This is a genomic window from Iodobacter ciconiae, from assembly GCF_003952345.1.
GTDB classification, from domain to species: Bacteria; Pseudomonadota; Gammaproteobacteria; order Burkholderiales; family Chitinibacteraceae; genus Iodobacter; species Iodobacter ciconiae.
In genome coordinates, this window is sequence record NZ_CP034433.1 from 3,432,100 (window position 1) to 3,450,317 (window position 18,218).

15 protein-coding genes are annotated in these 18,218 nt (G+C 49.5%); 5 read left to right on the top strand and 10 right to left on the bottom strand.

Annotation, left to right across the window (positions count from 1 at the left end; translation table 11 throughout):
• Positions 1 to 27: 27 nt before the first annotated feature.
• The gene (locus EJO50_RS15130) at positions 28 to 1,755 is read left to right on the top strand and encodes a potassium channel family protein (RefSeq protein ID WP_125975542.1); all 1,728 of its coding nucleotides are present in this window, start codon (positions 28 to 30) and stop codon (positions 1,753 to 1,755) included.
• Between the two features lie 69 nt (positions 1,756 to 1,824).
• Here EJO50_RS15130 and yaaA read toward each other — a convergent pair whose 3' ends face one another.
• The 7 genes from yaaA to EJO50_RS15165 form a co-directional block, all read right to left on the bottom strand.
• Positions 1,825 to 2,589 (bottom strand): peroxide stress protein YaaA, encoded by a 765-nt coding sequence (gene yaaA / locus EJO50_RS15135; protein ID WP_125975544.1) that lies wholly within the window; start codon positions 2,587 to 2,589, stop codon positions 1,825 to 1,827.
• A gap of 248 nt (positions 2,590 to 2,837) precedes the next feature.
• Complete coding sequence (locus EJO50_RS15140) at positions 2,838 to 3,452, bottom strand: response regulator transcription factor (protein WP_125975546.1); 615 nt, start codon at positions 3,450 to 3,452, stop codon at positions 2,838 to 2,840.
• Between the two features lie 105 nt (positions 3,453 to 3,557).
• Positions 3,558 to 5,804, bottom strand: a complete 2,247-nt coding sequence (locus EJO50_RS15145) for a PAS domain-containing sensor histidine kinase (protein ID WP_125975548.1) — start codon at positions 5,802 to 5,804, stop codon at positions 3,558 to 3,560.
• Positions 5,805 to 5,991: 187 nt separating this feature from the next.
• A complete protein-coding gene (locus EJO50_RS15150) occupies positions 5,992 to 6,987 on the bottom strand; it encodes a 2-hydroxyacid dehydrogenase (protein ID WP_125975550.1) in 996 nt (331 codons plus the stop codon).
• 90 nt (positions 6,988 to 7,077) lie between these two features.
• Positions 7,078 to 7,329 carry an RNA-binding protein gene (locus EJO50_RS15155; protein ID WP_125975552.1) on the bottom strand — a complete coding sequence of 84 codons (252 nt, stop codon included), beginning with the start codon at positions 7,327 to 7,329 and terminating at the stop codon, positions 7,078 to 7,080.
• 35 nt (positions 7,330 to 7,364) lie between these two features.
• The gene (locus EJO50_RS15160) at positions 7,365 to 8,300 is read right to left on the bottom strand and encodes a complex I NDUFA9 subunit family protein (RefSeq protein WP_125975553.1); all 936 of its coding nucleotides are present in this window, start codon (positions 8,298 to 8,300) and stop codon (positions 7,365 to 7,367) included.
• 75 nt (positions 8,301 to 8,375) lie between these two features.
• Positions 8,376 to 10,274, bottom strand: a complete 1,899-nt coding sequence (locus tag EJO50_RS15165) for a lytic transglycosylase domain-containing protein (RefSeq protein ID WP_125975555.1) — start codon at positions 10,272 to 10,274, stop codon at positions 8,376 to 8,378.
• Positions 10,275 to 10,665: 391 nt separating this feature from the next.
• Here EJO50_RS15165 and EJO50_RS15170 point away from each other — a divergent pair, with 391 nt between their 5' ends.
• On the top strand, positions 10,666 to 11,370 hold the full coding sequence (locus EJO50_RS15170) for a hypothetical protein (RefSeq protein WP_125975557.1): 705 nt from the start codon (positions 10,666 to 10,668) through the stop codon (positions 11,368 to 11,370).
• A gap of 260 nt (positions 11,371 to 11,630) precedes the next feature.
• Here the strand turns inward: EJO50_RS15170 and asd are convergent, their stop codons facing one another.
• Positions 11,631 to 12,470, bottom strand: a complete 840-nt coding sequence (gene asd, locus EJO50_RS15175; RefSeq protein ID WP_125975559.1) for an archaetidylserine decarboxylase — start codon at positions 12,468 to 12,470, stop codon at positions 11,631 to 11,633.
• A 248-nt stretch (positions 12,471 to 12,718) separates the two neighbouring features.
• Between asd and pssA the strand changes: the two genes are divergently transcribed.
• Together pssA and EJO50_RS15185 are read left to right on the top strand one after the other, a co-directional pair.
• Positions 12,719 to 13,495, top strand: coding sequence for a CDP-diacylglycerol--serine O-phosphatidyltransferase (gene pssA, locus EJO50_RS15180; RefSeq protein ID WP_125975561.1), 777 nt, complete (start codon positions 12,719 to 12,721; stop codon positions 13,493 to 13,495).
• 320 nt (positions 13,496 to 13,815) lie between these two features.
• Complete coding sequence (locus EJO50_RS15185; protein ID WP_125975563.1) at positions 13,816 to 15,600, top strand: 2-isopropylmalate synthase; 1,785 nt, start codon at positions 13,816 to 13,818, stop codon at positions 15,598 to 15,600.
• A 179-nt stretch (positions 15,601 to 15,779) separates the two neighbouring features.
• On the opposite strand, the gene EJO50_RS15190 is transcribed toward EJO50_RS15185, so the two are convergent.
• Positions 15,780 to 16,151: a DUF2069 domain-containing protein gene (locus EJO50_RS15190; RefSeq protein ID WP_125975565.1), complete on the bottom strand. Its 372-nt coding sequence runs from the start codon at positions 16,149 to 16,151 to the stop codon at positions 15,780 to 15,782.
• Entirely contained in the window at positions 16,148 to 16,747 is a 600-nt protein-coding gene (gene wrbA, locus EJO50_RS15195) for an NAD(P)H:quinone oxidoreductase (protein WP_125975567.1), read from the bottom strand. The genes EJO50_RS15190 and wrbA overlap by 4 nt, the downstream gene beginning before the upstream one ends.
• A 195-nt stretch (positions 16,748 to 16,942) precedes the next feature.
• On the opposite strand from wrbA, the gene EJO50_RS15200 reads away from it, so the two are divergent.
• Entirely contained in the window at positions 16,943 to 18,208 is a 1,266-nt protein-coding gene (locus EJO50_RS15200) for a YihY family inner membrane protein (RefSeq protein ID WP_125975569.1), read from the top strand.
• Positions 18,209 to 18,218: the final 10 nt, after the last annotated feature.

The following is an 18,218-nucleotide window of genomic DNA, read 5'->3' on the forward strand; positions in this document are numbered from 1 at the left end:
TCCTCTCTAGTAGGATTATCTAATATCATGACGAATATATTTTTTATGGTGATGCGGCGCATGCGTGCGCCGATTATTACGCTGATTCTTATTTATGCGATTGCCGTATTAGGTCTGGTGATGATTCCCGGTGTGGATGATCAGGGCCGGCCTTATCAAATGGGTTTTTTTCATGCCTTTTATTTTATTAGCTATACGGCTACTTCGATTGGCTTTGGTGAAACACCTTATGCATTTTCTTATTCTCAGCGCTTATGGGTTTTATGTTGTATTTATTTGTCGGTTACGGGCTGGGCTTATAATTTAGGGGCGATTTTTACTTTATTTAATGATCAGACATTAAAAAAAGCGATTCAATATACGCATTTTAATAATAAAGTTAGGCGTTTGCGCGAGCCATTTTATTTAATTTGCGGTTACGGGCAAACGGGGCGTTTGCTTTGTAAAGTACTTGATCAGATTAATGTTCGTTTTGTGGTGATTGAGCTTAGAGAGGATCGGGTTAATAATCTGGCTCTGGCCGATTTTCATTCTGATCCGGTATTTTATGCGGGGGATGCTTCTAATCCCGAGCTATTAAAAATTGCGGGAATTACGCATGCGCGCTGCCGGGGGGTACTGGCAATTACCGGTGATGAAAATGTTAATCTGGCTATTGCAATGGCAGCTTTTGTTTTGCAACCTAAGCTGGTATCAGTCTGCCGTTGTAAAAATAAAGCGGTTGCCGATAATATGCAGTCGTTCGGTGCAAATAAAGTGATTAATATGTTTAATGCCGTAGGGCAGCAGTTCCAGATGCTGCTGCATGCGCCGCACAGCTATCGTTTATGGAATTTACTTTCTGATTTTCCCGGTCAGCCAATTGCTGGCCTGGTGCGTCCTCCCTGTGGGCACTGGGTTATTGTCGGATATGGACGATTCGGAACCTCAATGCGCGCTGCATTATTAAAAGAAGGAGCCAGTGTGACGGTGATTGATCCGGAGCCTCAGCCTGATTTATTACCAGGGCAATTTGTACAGGCATTGGGTGTGAATGCGGATTCTTTAATTGCGGCTGGTATTGGACACGCTTCCGGGCTTCTGGTTTGTCATGATCATGATATTAATAATTTATCTGCGCTAGCGACGGCCAGAGCGATTAATTCCAAGCTATTTGTAGTCGCCAGGCAAAATTTGCGTGATAACCATTTATTGTTTGAAGCCTTTAAGCCTGATATCACATCGATTCGCAGTGAAATTGTGGCGCATGAATGTTTACGTGCGATTGAAACGCCGTTATTGGCGCAATTTCTGGATTTAATTAAAGAAGAAGATGAAGCCTGGGCGAAGGCATTGTCTGATCAATTGGCTAATTTGTGCGATCAGAAAGTGCCGGAAATCTGGAGTATTACCCTGAACGCCAAAAATACCGCTGCCGTACATGCTTTTCTGGCTAATCCTTCACCACCACTACGCCTCGCTCACTGGATTAATAATCCCTTTGATCATGGCTATAAATTGCAATGCCTGCCGTTGCTGCGCGTGCATGGTGATGAGGTGCAGGCATGGCCTTCTCTGGATACTCCATTAACCTTTGGTGATCAGCTGCTTTTTGCGGGTAATCGTGAAGCACAGAGTGCTCATCAGGCCATGCAGGAGGCCACGCATCTGCTGGATTTTGCCCGCACCGGTAAAACCGAACCACAAAGCTGGGTGTTTCGAAAACTGGCACAGTGGCAGCAGGGGAAAAAAGAAGAGGAGGCTGGAGCTTTGTAACCCGCAGTTTTTTGCCTTGTGAAGCCCTGTATTCTTTTGTGGTTCAAGAGTGGGTTTAATCACATTTCATTAATCAGCCCGCTGCCGCCTGAATACCCAGCTCACGCCATTGGATGCATCGGCATCAAACGTATAGCCTTCCGTATTAAAGGCTTTTAAATCGCCGGCCTGAGTAATATTGTGCTCGGCAGCCCAGCGCACCATCAGGCCGCGGGCGCGTTTGGCGTAGAAGCTGATAATTTTGTATTTGCCGTTTTTCCAGTCTTCAAATACCGGCGTAATCAGCGGGCAATTTAAGAGCCTGGGTTTGACTGCTTTGAAGTATTCGGCTGAAGCTAGATTGACGAGCACTTTGGGTTCTATCGCGTTAATTGCGGCAGTAATGGTTTCGCCCCAGAAAGCGTAAAGATTATTACCTGCTGCATTGGGTAGGGATGTGCCCATTTCCAGGCGATAGGGCTGGATTAGATCCAGCGGGCGCAGCAGGCCGTAGAGGCCAGATAAAATGCGCAAATGCTGGCTGATATAGGCCAATTCTTGCGGTGTCATTTCCCCTGCATTCAGCCCCTCGTATACATCACCCATAAAGGCCAGCACGGCTTGCTTGGCATTATCAGGCGTAAAGTCAGGGTGCCAGGCCTGGTAGCGGCCCACATTAAGCACCGCCAGCGGGTCGGATAATTTCATCAGACTGGCAATTTGTGCCGGGGTTTGTTGTCTGAGTAAAGCAATCAGCCGGGCAGAATTATCCAGAAAATCAGGCTGACTGAAATCCCTGGTAGTAGGAGGCGTAGTGTAATCCAGCGTTTTGGCTGGAGAAAGCAGCATAAGCATGACGGACTTTGAAAATGGGGTGTTTGTTGAAAAAGCAGAAAGTAAAAAAGTCTGTAGGGCACAGAGACCAATGAGAATACAGAGTACACGGGGAATAAGCCGAGTAAAACCTCAGACACCATTGAAACACAGAGAACTTGAAGCGACGCAGAGAAAACCAAGAGGAGGAGTGTGTAAACGTTAACCCGTTCTTTATGTTTTCTCTGTGTTCTCTGAGTCTATAGATCTAAGGTTTTTTTACTGGCTAATTAAGACTCTACCCCAGATCCGCGCAGCAGCGCGGCTAGTTCCATCGCGGTTTTAACCTGCATCTTTTCTAAAATCCGTGCGCGGTGAACTTCGACGGTTTTCATCGAGATGGATAAATCATCGGCAATCTGTTTATTTAAGCGGCCGGTCAGGATCAGCTTCATCACTTCTCGCTCGCGCGGGGTGAGGGTGCCAAGGCGCTTGGTGATTTGCATCTTAACTTGCCAGATGCCGCGCTTGCTGGCGTCGTTGGCCAGGCAGCGCTCAACCAGATCAACGATATCGTTATCGTTAAATGGTTTTTCAACGAAGTCGGTTGCGCCTTGTTTTAAAGCGCCTACCGCCATTGGTACATCGCCGTGGCCGGTTAAAAACACCACGGGCGGGCAATAAGGATGCTCTTTGATTCGATCAAATAGCTCTAAGCCACCCATGCCCGGCATGCGTACATCAAGCAGCAAACAGCCATAGCGCTCAGGCGTGTAATCAGCGAGCAGCGCTTCGGCGCTGGCATAGCTGTCCGCACGGTGATTGCGGGTGGAAAAAAGCCATACGAGGGCATCGCGAATGGCGTCATCATCATCAACGATTGCAATGCGGCGATCAGGGTTCATTTGTGTGGATTTCCTCTGAAGGGGACCGGTTAGCTAAGGATAGAAAAAAGCGCTGACAATGCCTCGCAAATGGCGTCATCGTCATCAACGATTGCAATGCGGCGATCAGGGTTCATTAGCCTGGGTTTCCTCGGAAAACGGTACGGTGAAGATAAAGCGGCAACCGCCGCCAGGATTATTTTCTGCCCAAAGACGACCTTGGTGGTATTCGATAATAGAGCGGCAAATATTCAGCCCCATGCCCATTCCCGAGTCTTTGGTGGTGTAAAACGGTTTAAACAATTGTTCCATTTGTTCGGGACTAATGCCAGTGCCATGATCCGCAATGGTGACTTGTAAGTGATCATTCTCTCTGCTGAGCATAATAGCCAGCGTTCGCTGTGATGCGGGCGTATCGCTCATGGCTTCCATGGCATTACGGATTAAATTGAATAATACCTGCTCCAGCATAATCGGATCGACATATAAAGGCGGTAAATCCCCCGATTCAGAAATGCTGATTTCTATTGCGCGCCGTACTATCTCGTGTGATTGTAAATCCAGTACGGTATCTAGCAGGTCGTTAATGGTACAGCGGCGGCGATGTGGCGCGCGGCGCTGCACAAATTCACGAATGCCACGAATAATTTGCCCAGCCCGGCGGGCCTGCTCCCCCATTTTTTCAATGGCTTGCGACAGCTGCTGCAAATTAGGCGTGGGATTGGCCAGAATATTGCGACAGCCTGATGCATAGCTGGCAATCGCACCCAAGGGCTGGTTCAGCTCGTGGGCAAGGCTGGAGGCCATCTCTCCCATCGAGATTAAACGGCTGGTCTGCTGCAGTTTTTCGTTTTGCAGGCGTTCGCGCTCGGCTGCGGATTTGAGTGCGGTAATATCGGTGGCGACTTCCAGCCAGACATCCGAATCATCTACCCATAAATTGTGGCGACTTTTGATCTGGAACCAGCGTTTTGTAATGGGATCATACCATTCGGAGTCGACCGGTGTATCGTAGCGGCGCACATTAAACGGCATGATGCAGCAGCGGCCACGCCAGTCGGGCAGATTAAACGAGCGATCAAACTGGCGATTGCTCATCAGCAGCTCGCCACTGGCAGCGTCACTTACGGCAACGGCAGTGTCTAATCCATCCAGTACGGTAACAAAGCGCTGATGTGAGGCTTGCAGCACTTCGCGCTCACGTTTTAGTTCGGTAATATCGTAGAGCGATCCCATCCAGCCTATATGCCGGCCCGAGCCATCGATCAGGCTGGAGCCATACAGGCTGACATCAAAACGTTCACCATTTTTACGCATAAAGCGCACTGTCTGGCCATTAGGGTCGGCGCGGCCCAAGCGAATAGCATCAAAAGCTCTCTGGCAGCGCTCCAGTTCTTCAGGGGGCCAATAGGGCAGCGGAGGTTGCTGGCCGAGCAGCTCGTCAGCAGTAAAGCCGGTCATTTCACAAAAAGCGCGGTTGACATAGATAAGGCGCCCGTTTTTATCCATCGCCCGCATACCGCTTACGAGAGAGTCTTCCATCGCCTGGCGTAGCGCTGTTTCGGCGCGTAATTGCATTTCTGCCTGGGAGCGGACACGCATTACGCGGTGCAAGAGTGCAGTAGAGGCCAGCATGCCGATCGCTAAACATAACAGCAGCCAGGGCAGCGAGTCGGTCAGCTGGTGGCGTGGCACATGATAAAGCTCGGCTTGCAGCGATAAGCCCAGGGGCGGGGTGTCGAGTGCGATGCGGGTGCTTAAGCCGCTTGGATCGAGCTGGCGGCTGGATTTTGCTGCCAGCGTTACATAGTTATGGTTAAGTAGTAAAACCTGATAGCGCTGGGCAATCCACCAGGGGACCTGTTGCTGCAAAAGCCGTTCAAAAGAGAAGGTGGCAATAATAAAATTGTGCCCGTCAGCGCTGGATACTGCGTATTGAGCCAGGGGGGGCTGATCGTGTTTTGCTGGCAGCGTGCTCCAGCCGCTCTCTCCATTGAACGGGTGTACTTTTTGTTGCGGCGCAGACCACCATACCTTGAAATCATCCTGATTTCTGACGACCAGGCTAACGATTTCCGCGCTGTTTTGAATCAGTGAAAAAGCACGGGCCTGAAATAGGGCTGACTGTTTGTTGTAATCGGTGACAGCAAGGGCGTTAATAGCATCGGTATTGGCGGTAATTTGTTGTTGAATGGCCTGTTTTTGCCAGAGCAGATCCTGCTCTAACTGGTTGCTGCGCTGTTTCTGATCCGCATCAGTGGTAAGCAGCAGCCAGCTGGCAAAGGCTAGCGTAAATAGCGCTGCAATCAGGCCTGGCAATAGTTGCAGCCAGCGGCTGATGCGGGGAGGGACGGTGATAGGATGCAAAGTCAATCTGATAAGCCAGGGAGTCGACCCGAAAAGGTCGGGTAACCTAGTGAAAGGTTAATTATCCACAGATGTCAGGAATTGTCTATGGGGGGTAGGGGCTGCTTGTGATATTTGTGCGCGTTACTTGCTGTTGCCAGAAAAAAACGGCCCTTCCTGTGCCGGGGGCCGTATGTTTGTGCCGGTAATAAATCTATTGGCTGACTGGGTTAATCAATGCCTCTCCCCGGGAGAATGCACTCACTTCGTCCAGTACTGCATCTGCAATATTGGCAAGAGCATCATCCGTTAAAAAGCCCTGATGCGAGGTGATCATGACATTAGGGAAAGTGGTGAGTCTCGCCAGAACATCATCTTCCAGGGCAGAGCCGGATAAGTCCTCAAAAAATACGCCTTCTTCGTATTCGTAAACATCAAGCCCTACACCTCCCACCTGGCCGCTTTTTAGTGAGTCGAGCAGGGCACTGCTATTGATTAGCCCGCCCCGGCTGGTATTGATAATTACTGCACCAGGCTTCATGTTTGCCAGCGTGTGGCTGTTGATCATGTGTTTGGTTTCATTGGTCAGCGGGGTGTGCAGCGAGATGATGTCAGATTGTGCCAGTAGCTTTGCCAGCGGAACAAAGGTGCAACCTAAGGCCGCTTCTCTTTCTGCTGACGGGCTGCGATCAAATGCCAGCACTTTACAACCAAAGCCACGGGCGATGGCGATGGTTGCCGCACCGATTTTACCTGCACCAACCACGCCGAAAGTGCGACCATGCAGGTTAAAGCCTACCAGCCCGTCCAGCGAGAAATTGCCTTCACGAATGCGGTTATAAGCACGGTGCGTTTTGCGCGTCAGGGTGAGGAGCAATGCAAAAACATGCTCGGCTACGGCTTCGGGAGAGTAAGCCGGCACACGTGTTACGCTGATATTGTGCTTGGCTGCTGCGGCTAAATCGACACCATTAAATCCTGAACAGCGCAGAGCCACCAGCTTGACGCCTGCTTTTGCCAGTTGAGCCAGAGTGGGTGCGTCAACCCGGTCATTAACAAAGGGGCAGACCACTTCAAAGCCAGACGCCAGTGCTGCGGTCTGGATATTTAAGCGGTCTTCAAAAAATACCAACTCATGGTCATGGTGTTTATTGGCCTGACTGAGTGTGGCCCGGTCATATCGTTTACTATCAAAAACGGCAATGCGCATGGTGGAAGTCCTGTTGGTTAACTGATGATCTATGCAGGGACTCGTACCTATTTTAAAGAGCGGCCCTGCCCACGCGATCAGCTGGCCTGTTTAGCCCTCTTTAAAGATATGGGTGTGGCTGCTGGTCAGTTTGTGACCTTTCCAGTGAAAGCCAGTAATTTTTGCTGTCAGTACGTCGGCAGCGGCGGCGCTGTCGGTGAGTAGCTGCACCAGGGCGAGGGTGTTTTCATTCTCCGTAACGGTGACGCTACCAAAATCATTCAGGCCGATTTCATCTTTGAGCAGGCTATGTATATCTTCTACCGATGTGCCGGGAGGAAGGTTGCCGATTACAATTTGCATGGTTATACCCTTTAGGTGCTGGAAAAAAGATGGGTTTAATTTCGGTGGGCGTGGCTGCGCAGTTTCCGATATCGCTCCTGCTTGCCCGCTGTCAGGTAAAGAGGAGCAATTGCTTCCAGCGCTGTGGCTTGCCAGCCCAATTCAGGAGCAAGACCTGCGGGGTCGGTATTATCAACTAGCAGAGAATCAAGGTTGTCATGGCTTAGTGGCGGATTGGGCAATAAGCCCATTAAGCTGGCTTGTATCCTTGCTGCCCAGTCAGGCATAGCAATAATTGGGCGGACCATTCCAATGGTTTGTGCTGTATAAGCGACGAGCTCCCTGAGCGTGTAAATCTTGGGGCCAACCAAGCTGAGCGTTTTTCCGATCAAGGCTTCATCTTTTACACCCGTAGCGAAAGCTTGCGTGACATCCTGCACCCAGATTGGTTGAAAGCGTGTGTCCGCACCTGCCAGAGGCACAAATGGGGCAACTTTAATCAGGCTGGCAAATAGATTAAGAAATTGATCTTCCTCACCAAATACGACGGATGGGCGATAGATTGTCCAGTCTAAACGGCTGGCTTTAACCCGGGCTTCGGCCTCGCCTTTGCTGCGCTGGTACATCGATGGGCCATAAACATCCGCACCCAAAGCGCTCATATGCAAATAGCGATTCACGCCTTGTGCTGTGCAAATGGCGATGATTCTTTCGGTGAGTGTGATATGGGCTTTTTTAAAACTGGCTTCATTGCCCTGCAAAATGCCAACCAGATTAATTACGATATCTTGCCCTGTGATCAGCCGGGTGAGTGTGGCATCGTCATTAACGTCGGCGCTAAGCAGGTTAAGGTAGGGCAGGAGCAGTAAATCGGCGCGTTTGTTTTCTCTGTGGCGGGTCGGCAGGGTGACTTCATGCCCGGCCTTTGTCAGCCTGGCTGCCAGTTGTTTACCAATAAACCCGCTACCACCAACTAATAAAATTTTTGACATACGAGTCTTCTTTGTGTGGTGCAGGGCTTGTAAGATTGGGGCTTATTACTTAGCAGCCCTGCACCTTCCCTGCTGTTAAGGTGCGTCAACGGCCTGACCACGGCCCGCTATTTTGGCAATGCGCTGCTTCAATGGTAAGCCCTGGCCCTCGAAGGCGTGGGAGTAGTGTATGGCGTTGGCCATTACTTTTTTCACATAGTCACGCGTTTCATTAAAAGGAATAGTTTCGATATAAACCACACCGTCCAATGCCTGACCGGATTGCCATGCGCGCGCGCGACCGGGGCCTGCGTTATAGCCTGCAGTAGCCAGAATCTGGTTATCATCCAGACGCTCCCAGATGTAGCGCAAGTAGAAGGTGCCAAAGCTGATATTGGTTGTCAAATCATTGACTTCGGATTGATTAAAGTTTTTCCTGCCCAGCTTTCCTGCTACCCATTTTGCGGTGGCAGGCATTAATTGCATCAGGCCACTGGCTCCAACACCGGAGCGGGCCACGCTGATAAAGCGGCTTTCTTGTCGGATCAGGCCGTAGACCCACGCAGGGTCTACCCCTTCATTTTTTGCTGCCGGCTCAATTAAATCCAAATAAGGCGTAGGGTAGCGCAGCGAAAAATCATGGAGCTGGCGTGTGCGCTCGGCGGAGTAAATCGAGCGGTCATGCCAGTTTTGTTTGCGTGCCAGTTCTGCTGCTGCCAGCAGCTGCTGGTCTGTCAGGCCCTTCATGGCCCAGTTCCACTCACGGATAGCTTCAATGCGCCAGTCCTGATCGATCAGGGCTAAGGCTCGCTGCACGCCCGGCATGGCGCGGATTTGTTTGATTTCTATATCGTTGGGCTTATAGCGGATATTGGCAGGCTCCATGCTCGGGCCAAGCTCTTCTCTGGCGAGCAGACCATAGAAATCATAGTTCTCAGCCGCAGCAGCCCAGAGCTGGTTGGCTTCTATGGTTTTATTCTGGCCTTTTAAAATTCGTGCCTTCCAGTAAAGCCAGGTGCTTGTCTGTTGCTCCTGGCCTGGCAAAGCTTCGATACGGGCTAAAGCAGTTCCCCAGTCGGAAAAACGAAGGGCTGCGCGAATCGACCAGGCTCTGTCTTCACTATCCATGCCTTCGCTGTCACCTTTGCTCAGCCATGTGGAAGCTCGCTCATGTTGCTTTTTTGCGGCAATTAAACCCAGCTGCTGCCAGGCATAGCGTTGGTCGGCTGCAGGCAATTGTTTTTCTATGCCACTGAGCAGGCTGGCTGCCCGATCCGGATTACTTCTGGCAATGCGGCCCAGTGCATAGATGGCAAGCTCCCGGCCGGCCTGGGCCGATAACGGTTGTCTGGAAAACTGATTGTCCGGATTGGCTGTGATTGCACTGATGTTTTTGGCGGTGAACTCGCCGGGGTTCCCAACCCTGCCCCCCAGTTGGCGGGCCAGATCTGTACGATTGTCGGCAAATGCCAGGCGAATGCGTGCCCATGCATCAGCCTGATTGAGTTCTTCGTTGTCAAATAAGGCATCAAATACAGGGTTGCATGCTTCGCTTTGTGGTTTGGCGGAAAACCACAATGGCTTTGCCGCTAAAAGAGGGGCTGTTTCCCGGTTTGCGATAGCTGACTGTGCGCGCAAACATTGCAGCTCATTATTTGGATTATCCGATTTTGCGTATTCGGTATTAAAACTGGCCCAGCTTTTGCGCCGGCCCAGTTCTTTGAGCCACTCGCTGCGAAAACGCTCTGCAAGGGGACTATTGTCATAATTTTTTAGAAAACTTTGAGCATCATTTTCGTTTACGGTGGTGAGCTGGCTGCTTAGCCAGTAGTAACGCGGATACATTTCCAATGTTTCACCATTGCTTGCATCGGCCATTTTTGCGATGGAGGGTAAATCACGGCTGCGGGCAGCTTCACGTAGTGAAGATAAATCCAACCTGGCGTGGGCACTGGCAGAAAGAGAGAGCGAGGTGATCAATAAAATTTTTTTCATCGTTTTTCATAGGTGTGGGGCTGACAAGCATGACTTCAAGCATAACCGAGCCTTGCGAGTATTCGTAGGTTAGTAATTGTAAAAGAGAAAAATATTTGTTGTTTCTATGAAAAAACAATAGGCAGACTGACATTTCCCCTGTGTAAATTTGTCTTTATATCATTGAATTTTTGCCAGGTTAACGTTATTGCAATGAAACTGCTGTTGTCGTTGTGAAAGTATTTTGGCGGTGGTTTGTAATTATTTGTGCAGAGAGGAAATTAGCTCGCCTGAGTGTGCTGATTTTTGTGTATTTCTGTTGCAGGCTGTACGTGGCACGATGTGTTTGATGTACCTTTTGGTGTTAGCTAATACCGCTCTTTGTTTATTTTTAACCTGGAATATAAGTCTGATGCAGCCACGATTTTTCCAGCGTTTAATGGGAAAGCTAACGGCGTTTCAGCTGCGAGCTACCCTATTGCTGGTGACCGGCACGCTGGTGCTGGGTGTTGTTTTGAATACGGATCATCGTCTCACTCTGGTGCCGGGCTTAATCGTTATTTTTGTGTTGTGCCTGTTGATTCAGCGCTGGCAGCTTAAGGATCTGCTGCAAACACTTAAAGCTCAGCAAGCTTTAATGGGGGAGCAAAATGAGCGTTTGAATAGCGCAGAGCTGGCTATCGGGCGAGCCTGCCTTGAAGCAGAAGCTGCACATCAGCAGCTATTGGAAATGTCAAATGTTTTGCCTTTGGTTGTTTTTCAAATGCGGGTTGATCCCGATGGGCACTGTTTTTATCCTTTCATTAATCAAAAGGTAGAAGAGATATTTGGCATTTCTGCTGAAAGTCTAAAAGATGATCCAGAGTTATGCTGGAGTGATGTGCATGAGGACGATAGAGCATGTGCACAAAATGCAATTCGCGATGCATCGCGTAAAATTCGGGCAGGATGCAAAGCGCAGCTTATAGAGTTAAGCATACGGCTGATGGGGAAAAAGCAGCCGTGTCAGGTTTTGTTCCGTGCTGTTTCATCCACGTTGCTGCCTGATGCTGCCGTGATATGGAATGGCTATTACCAGGATATTACCGGGCACAGTGATGCGAGAGACGAGCAATAGTTTATAACTCTTTTAACCTTCGCCTTGTTCCGGAGCCGGGACTTGGGGCCGGGAAGTAATAATCCCCTGATTGCCCCAACATGACGATACACTTTCAGGTCTAGTTATGGAAATGAGGACTACCAGATCAACACGGCGTGGTATTGATGATCTTGGCTCGTATGGCTCAGACGTTGGCGTGTGTTTGGAAATGGCTGGCTTGAGACAGGTGTTAGGTGCAGCTTAAATCAGCGCAGGGCCGGAAGGGCACTGTTAAGCGGTCAATTGCCCATTTTCTCGCCCATTTGCACCGCTTTTTCTGCGGCCCAATCGGCATTAAGCTGGCAGCAGCCTTCAGGGAACAGCATTACCACAGTGGAGCCCAGTAGGAAGCGGCCCATTTCCTCACCTTTTTTCAGCGTAATATTCTGATCGGTGTAAGCCCAGCTTTTTACTGTTTTGCTTCTTGGTGGGTTCACGATGCCATGCCAGGTGGTCGCCATGCTGCCAACAATGGTTGCCCCGACCAGTACCAGGGCAAAGGGGCCGAAATCGGACTCAAACATGCAAACCACGCGCTCATTGCGGGCAAATAAGCTATCAACACCACGGGCGGTCACAGGGTTTACAGAGAACAGCTCGCCAGGTACATAGATCATTTGCATCAGCCTGCCATCGCAAGGCATATGAATGCGGTGGTAATCACGCGGGCTAAGGTAGATATTGGCAAAATTACCATTGATAAAAGGCTTGGCCAAGTTGCTATCGCCGCCAAGCAGCGCTGTTGCGCTGAATTCCTTACCCTTGGCTTGAAAAATTTGCTCTATTTTAATCGGGCCAAGCTGGCTTATTTTGCCATCTACGGGGCTGACAAAGCGCGCGGCATGAATTGGGCGCACACCAGGCTTTAAAGCGCGGGTAAAGAATTCATTAAAGGTGGAAAATGCAGCAGGATCGGGATCAGCAGCTTCGCTCATATTGACTTTATATTTGCCAATAAACCAGCGAATTACCCATTGGCCAAGACCCCCCGCTTTTACATTTGAACCAGCCCCGGCCAAAGCAGTAAGTGCAAGTTTAGGTAGGACATGTTGCAATAGAACGAACAGACGCTCTGACACAGGTGTATCTCCGGCATAAATCGAACTGCAGATTATAACGTATCCTCACAGCCTGGCGGTCTTAGGATTAGGCTGCTGCAAAATCTCCCGAGTGTAATAGACAGCTTCTGATTGGTGATCTAGGCCCGGCTGAGTTGAGCTCCGGCGATGCAGATGCCTTTAAGCTTCCCAAGAGGGCTATCAAGGGCATGAACTACTGACCTGTGTCAGCTACAATTCGAACTCAATATGTTTTAAAGGCCGGATTCATGCAAGCTAAACGCCCGATCAATCTTCGCCGTCAGGGTATCTATTTGTTGCCCAATTTATTCACGCTAGCCGCATTGTTTGCGGGCTTTTACGCCATTGTGCAGGCGATGAACAAAAATTTTGATCAGGCTGCCGTCGCCATTTTTATTGCCATGGTGCTTGATGGACTGGATGGGCGTGTTGCCCGCATGACCCACACACAATCTGAGTTTGGTGCACAGTTTGATTCGCTGTCCGATATGGTGAGCTTTGGTGTGGCCCCCGCGCTGGTGGCTTATGAATGGATGTTGCGCGATTTTGGCAAGCTTGGCTGGATCACTGCATTTATTTATTGTGCAGGCGCAGCAATGAGGCTGGCGCGCTTTAATGCCAATATTGAGGTCATTGATAAGCGCTGGTTCCAAGGCCTGCCATCCCCGGCGGCAGCGGCTATGGTGGCGGGTCTGGTGTGGATCAGCCACGAATATGTGGAAGAGCTCACCCCCATTAGCGGGGCCATGCCTTATTTCGCTTTGATCTTTACCCTGTTTGCAGGGCTGACCATGGTATCTAATGTGCGCTTTTGGAGCTTTAAAGAATTGCACATGCGTAAAACCGTACCTTTTTTTGCCCTGTTGGTTATCACGCTGATTTTACTGGTGATTGTAGCCAGGCCGCCACTTATGCTGTTTTGTGTCTTTATTGGCTACGGCATATCAGGCTATGTGTATTGGCTTTATCGCTGGATCAAACCATTAAAACCAGTGGATTCAACCAGCTCTCTTCCTGAAGCATAAATCCAGTCCTTCTGGAATGCATGAAACTGACACCTTGCGAGTATTTTGCAGGGCCTGGCTACCTCTCTCTGCTGCAATGTTGAAAAGAACACAGGGGGTTACCGTGTGCGCTACACGGCCTTGCATGGTAGTAACTTAGTACAAATTGAATATTAAACGTTACACCCTTACTCCTCGATGTTGGTAATTATTAGACATTAAGTCTGATTTGATGTGATTTTACATGTGTTAACTACTGTAAATAAATAAAATTTATAAATTGTTTGACACTGCGTCGCACAAAAGTTAATCTCAAGCACATAAACCTTGAGGAGATAGCCGTGAAATTAGACATTGAACGTCTAATCGCCGATTTTGGTGGACCAAGTGCATTAAGTGAGGCGCTTAATAATCTGTTTCCGGATGATTTGATCTCACGTGCTGCCGTCTACAAATGGCGTGAACGCGGCAGTATCCCGCTTAGTGCTACGAATAAACTGGCGCAACTGGCGGCCCATCAAGGCAAGAGCTTCAATATTCAGTATTACTTTTCAGCTATAGCACCCACATCTGAGAGAACTGGAATGAGCGATCGTTTGTATATTTTCGATACCACCTTGCGTGATGGTGAGCAATCACCTGGCGCTTCGATGACTAAAGAAGAGAAAATCCGTATCGCCCGCCAGCTGGAAAAACTCGGCGTAGACATTATCGAAGCAGGCTTTGCTGCCGCCAGCCCCGGTGATGCTGATGCTATTAAGGCTATTGCCAGTATTATCGAGCACTCCACTGTCTGTTCATTGGCTCGCGCAAATGAAAAAGATATACGTGCCGCAGGTGAAGCCATCAAGCCCGCTAAATATGGCCGTATCCATACTTTTATTGCGACCAGCCCCATTCATATGGAGCACAAATTGCGCATGACACCCGATCAGGTGGTCGATGCAGCAGTCAAGGCGGTCAAAATTGCTCTGGAATACACCGACGATGTGGAGTTTTCTGCCGAAGACGCGGTGCGCTCGGACATGGATTTTCTGATCCGTATTTTTGATGCTGTCATTCAGGCAGGTGCAAAAACTATTAATGTGCCAGACACCGTGGGCTATAGCATTCCATCAGTATGGGCGGAGCGGATGCGGGAATTGATCGCCCGTGTGCCGAATTCTAACAAGGTGATCTGGTCGACCCACTGTCATAACGATTTGGGCATGGCGGTGGCGAACTCTTTGGCAGCGGTGCAAGCCGGTGCGCGCCAGGTTGAATGCACCATCAATGGGCTTGGCGAGCGTGCAGGCAATGCCAGCTTAGAAGAAGTAGTAATGGCGGTGCGTACGCGTAAAGATTTGTTTAATTTGGAAACCGGCATTGATCCGGTACAAATTGTGCCGACCTCCAAGCTGGTTTCCACTATTACCGGCTATCCGGTGCAGCCAAATAAAGCGATTGTGGGGGCCAATGCCTTTGCCCATGAATCGGGTATCCACCAGGATGGCATGCTGAAAAACCGTGAAACCTACGAAATCATGAGCGCTGAATCAGTAGGCTGGAGCACCAATCGCCTGACTTTAGGCAAGTTGTCTGGCCGCAATGCGTTTAAAACCAAATTACATGAATTGGGCATCGATTTATCCAGCGAAGAAGCGCTTAATGCCGCCTTTGCCCGCTTTAAAGAATTGGCCGATCGTAAACGTGAGATTTTTGACGAAGACTTGCACGCGCTGGTTTCTGATGAAATGGTGGTGATTGAGCAGGAGCATTTTAAATTTACATCGCTGAAAGTGATTTCTGAAACCGGCGAAATGCCTGCTGCATATATTGCCATGAGCGAAGATGGTCATGAAAAACACGGAAAATCCAGCGGCTCTGGCCCGGTGGATGCGGTATTTAAAGCCATTGAAAGCATGGCCAATAGTGGCGCAGAGCTGCAACTTTATTCAGTGAACGCGATTACTCAGGGCACGGATAGTCAGGGCGAGGTAACCGTTCGCTTAGAAAAATCAGGCCGGATCGTTAATGGCCAGGGTGCAGACACCGACATTATTGCCGCCAGTGCCAAAGCGTATATCTCGGCGCTGAATAAATTGCATAACAAGGAAACGCGGATTAACGCGCAGGAGCCGGTCTAAACAAAGGATTCAAGACCGAGATACGGCTGGCCAATCAGCCCCGCCGTCGGGGACGCTTTACTCAGGCTATCCCCAATCTGTTACAACAGGGCCACAAGTCTTGTGCCGGGCAGACACTCAAACCAAATGGCCAGAAACCAGAGCTAAAGTTAAGCCTCTGGTTTTTGGCCTTTTTGTGTTTATGCGGCGGCTTCGCCCAATGAAGGGCGTGTTAACCATGAAAAAGTAGCAAACCCGAAGAAACATAAGCTCGCCAGAAACACTTCTGCCCCGGCTAATATTTGTGATAGGCCATGATCTGCCCAGGCTCGCATCACGCCTTCTACAAACCAGATCAGGATATACATCGAGCCCCATTGATAGGTATAACGGCGGCCTTTCAAAATTCCCATTAACATCGGCAGTAAGAGCACAGCCTTTAAAGCCAGCCAGGAACCGCCGTCTTTCACTGGCGCAAGCCACAACTCCCATGCAGTGCATAGCGCAATCAGCGCCACGAGGCTTGCTATAGATAGCCAGTGCGACAAATTAATCAAATGCTGGTCCTTCATTCTGCCTCCATCAGTTTCAGTGCAATTTGCGCAAGTCGCTTACCCTGGGCGATGCAGAGCTGTTTTTCGGATTCTGAAAGTGGCTGATCAGATTTGCTTCCCGCAACATGGCTGGGGCCATAAGGTGTGCCGCCGCTAGTGGTGCTGCTCAGCGTGGTTTCAGAGTAGGGTGTCCCTACGATCAGCATCCCGTGATGAAGCAGTGGCAGCATCATCGTTAACAAGGTTGATTCATTGCCTCCATGCATTGAGCCAGAGCTGGTAAACACACAGGCAGGTTTGCCGATTAAAGAGCCTTGCAACCAGTCACCTACAGTGCCGTCCCAAAAATACTTCATTGGCGCGGCCATATTACCAAAACGAGTGGGGCTGCCCAGTGCCAATGCAATGCATTCTTGTAAATCGGCAAGCTCCGCATAGGGGGCTCCTGCCTCAGGAATATCGCTCTCAATAGCCTCGCAAACCGTGGAAACACGCGGTACGGTGCGTATTCGGGCACTCACTTCGCTGACGGACTCAATACCCCGTGCAATGAGCTGCGCCATCTGGCGTGTGGCACCATGGGTGCTGTAATAAAGTACAAGGATCTCTGGCATTACAATTCCAAAATAGTGGAGCTGCGGTATTATAAAGGCCAAGTATCGATTAATCGTACAAACGTAACATTTATGCACTGATTTAAATGTGCAGGTGGCTAGAATTTATTTGTCATAGCAAGGACAAGCTGCGGTTTAAAGCGGTAACGCGCATCTTTTAAAGCGTATAAGGAATTACTTAAAAATGTGTAAAACATGACTCCATCCCAATCTTCTCTGTTGGTACATAACAAGGTCACGCAGCAAGTTGTCAGTCGTTTTAACGGTTTGTTTGGCTTTGCGCGCTTTGTAGGGCGCCGCCTGCTTGCTGACCGTTGTCTGGACACGGCGGGTAGCCTGACTTACACCACTTTGCTGGCACTGATCCCTCTGCTAACGATTGCTCTGTCCCTGTTTTCTGCATTTCCTATGTTTGGTGACTACAGCAGTAAATTTAAAATTTTTCTGCTGACAAATTTAGTGCCGGATGCTTCAGGAAAAGTGATCAGCGTGTATATGCGGCAATTTTCAGATAATGCCGAGCGTTTAACAGCAATGGGAACGATTGGTCTTTTGGTAACGGCTCTGCTGCTGATTTTTACTATTGAAAAAACATTTAATGAAATCTGGGGGGTTAAACGCCCTAGAAAATTACTACAAAGAACCATCATCTATTGGGCGGCTCTTACACTTGGCCCGCTGATTATTGGGATCAGCCTCTCGCTCACCTCGTGGCTATATGCCCAGACGGGTCTGCATAGTGATGCCAGTTTGCTGAATCTGTTGTTGCTCAAGCTTGGGCCTATGCTCCTGATGCTGGGCTCGCTCACGCTACTTTATCTGGCGGTGCCCAATTGTTATGTACCACGTAGCCATGCCTTTATCTCTGCTCTGGTTGTTGCCGTTGCGTTGGAGCTGATGAAGCGCGGTTTTGGGTTATATATCCAGCAGTTTGGTACGTTTAAGCTGATTTACGGTGCATTTGCCAGCTTCCCCATCTTTTTGATGTGGCTCTATGTAAGTTGGGTCATTATTTTAGGCGGAGCCGTACTTTCAGCCTGTCTGTCTTACTGGCATGCGTCAGCGTGGCGCTGGGAGGGCAACCAGGGGAGCCGGCTAGAACAATCTATTCGCTTGCTGCTGGTGCTGGCCGAAGCGTATAGCCGGGGCGAGATACTGCATATTGATAAACTTCGGCGTGAAACACAGCTGGGGCTGGACGCCAGTTATTCTTTACTTGAAGAAATGGCGTTAAAAAATTGGGTGGAGTCAACACGGGATGGTGAATGGATCTTAGCGGTAGATCTGCAGCGCATCACCTTACGCGATGTATTTGAAACGATGGTTACTCCATTGTCCGCTCGTTTAGAGGCTGGCCTGGGCAATATCCATGAGGAGCTTAAAAATGTCTTAGGGATGACGCTGGCAGAATATGCGCAGAAAAAAGCAGATGCAGCTACCGCAACTAACTTCACTATTTAATTAAAAGGGT

Coding starts and splice junctions, on each gene's coding strand:
- EJO50_RS15130 (WP_125975542.1), top strand. CDS start 28: ATGACGAATATATTTTTTATGGTGATGCGGCGCATGCGTGCGCCGATT.
- yaaA (WP_125975544.1), bottom strand. CDS start 2,589: ATGCTTATGCTGCTTTCTCCAGCCAAAACGCTGGATTACACTACGCCT.
- EJO50_RS15140 (WP_125975546.1), bottom strand. CDS start 3,452: ATGAACCCTGATCGCCGCATTGCAATCGTTGATGATGATGACGCCATT.
- EJO50_RS15150 (WP_125975550.1), bottom strand. CDS start 6,987: ATGCGCATTGCCGTTTTTGATAGTAAACGATATGACCGGGCCACACTC.
- EJO50_RS15155 (WP_125975552.1), bottom strand. CDS start 7,329: ATGCAAATTGTAATCGGCAACCTTCCTCCCGGCACATCGGTAGAAGAT.
- EJO50_RS15160 (WP_125975553.1), bottom strand. CDS start 8,300: ATGTCAAAAATTTTATTAGTTGGTGGTAGCGGGTTTATTGGTAAACAA.
- EJO50_RS15165 (WP_125975555.1), bottom strand. CDS start 10,274: ATGAAAAAAATTTTATTGATCACCTCGCTCTCTCTTTCTGCCAGTGCC.
- EJO50_RS15170 (WP_125975557.1), top strand. CDS start 10,666: ATGCAGCCACGATTTTTCCAGCGTTTAATGGGAAAGCTAACGGCGTTT.
- pssA (WP_125975561.1), top strand. CDS start 12,719: ATGCAAGCTAAACGCCCGATCAATCTTCGCCGTCAGGGTATCTATTTG.
- EJO50_RS15190 (WP_125975565.1), bottom strand. CDS start 16,151: ATGAAGGACCAGCATTTGATTAATTTGTCGCACTGGCTATCTATAGCA.
- wrbA (WP_125975567.1), bottom strand. CDS start 16,747: ATGCCAGAGATCCTTGTACTTTATTACAGCACCCATGGTGCCACACGC.
- EJO50_RS15200 (WP_125975569.1), top strand. CDS start 16,943: ATGACTCCATCCCAATCTTCTCTGTTGGTACATAACAAGGTCACGCAG.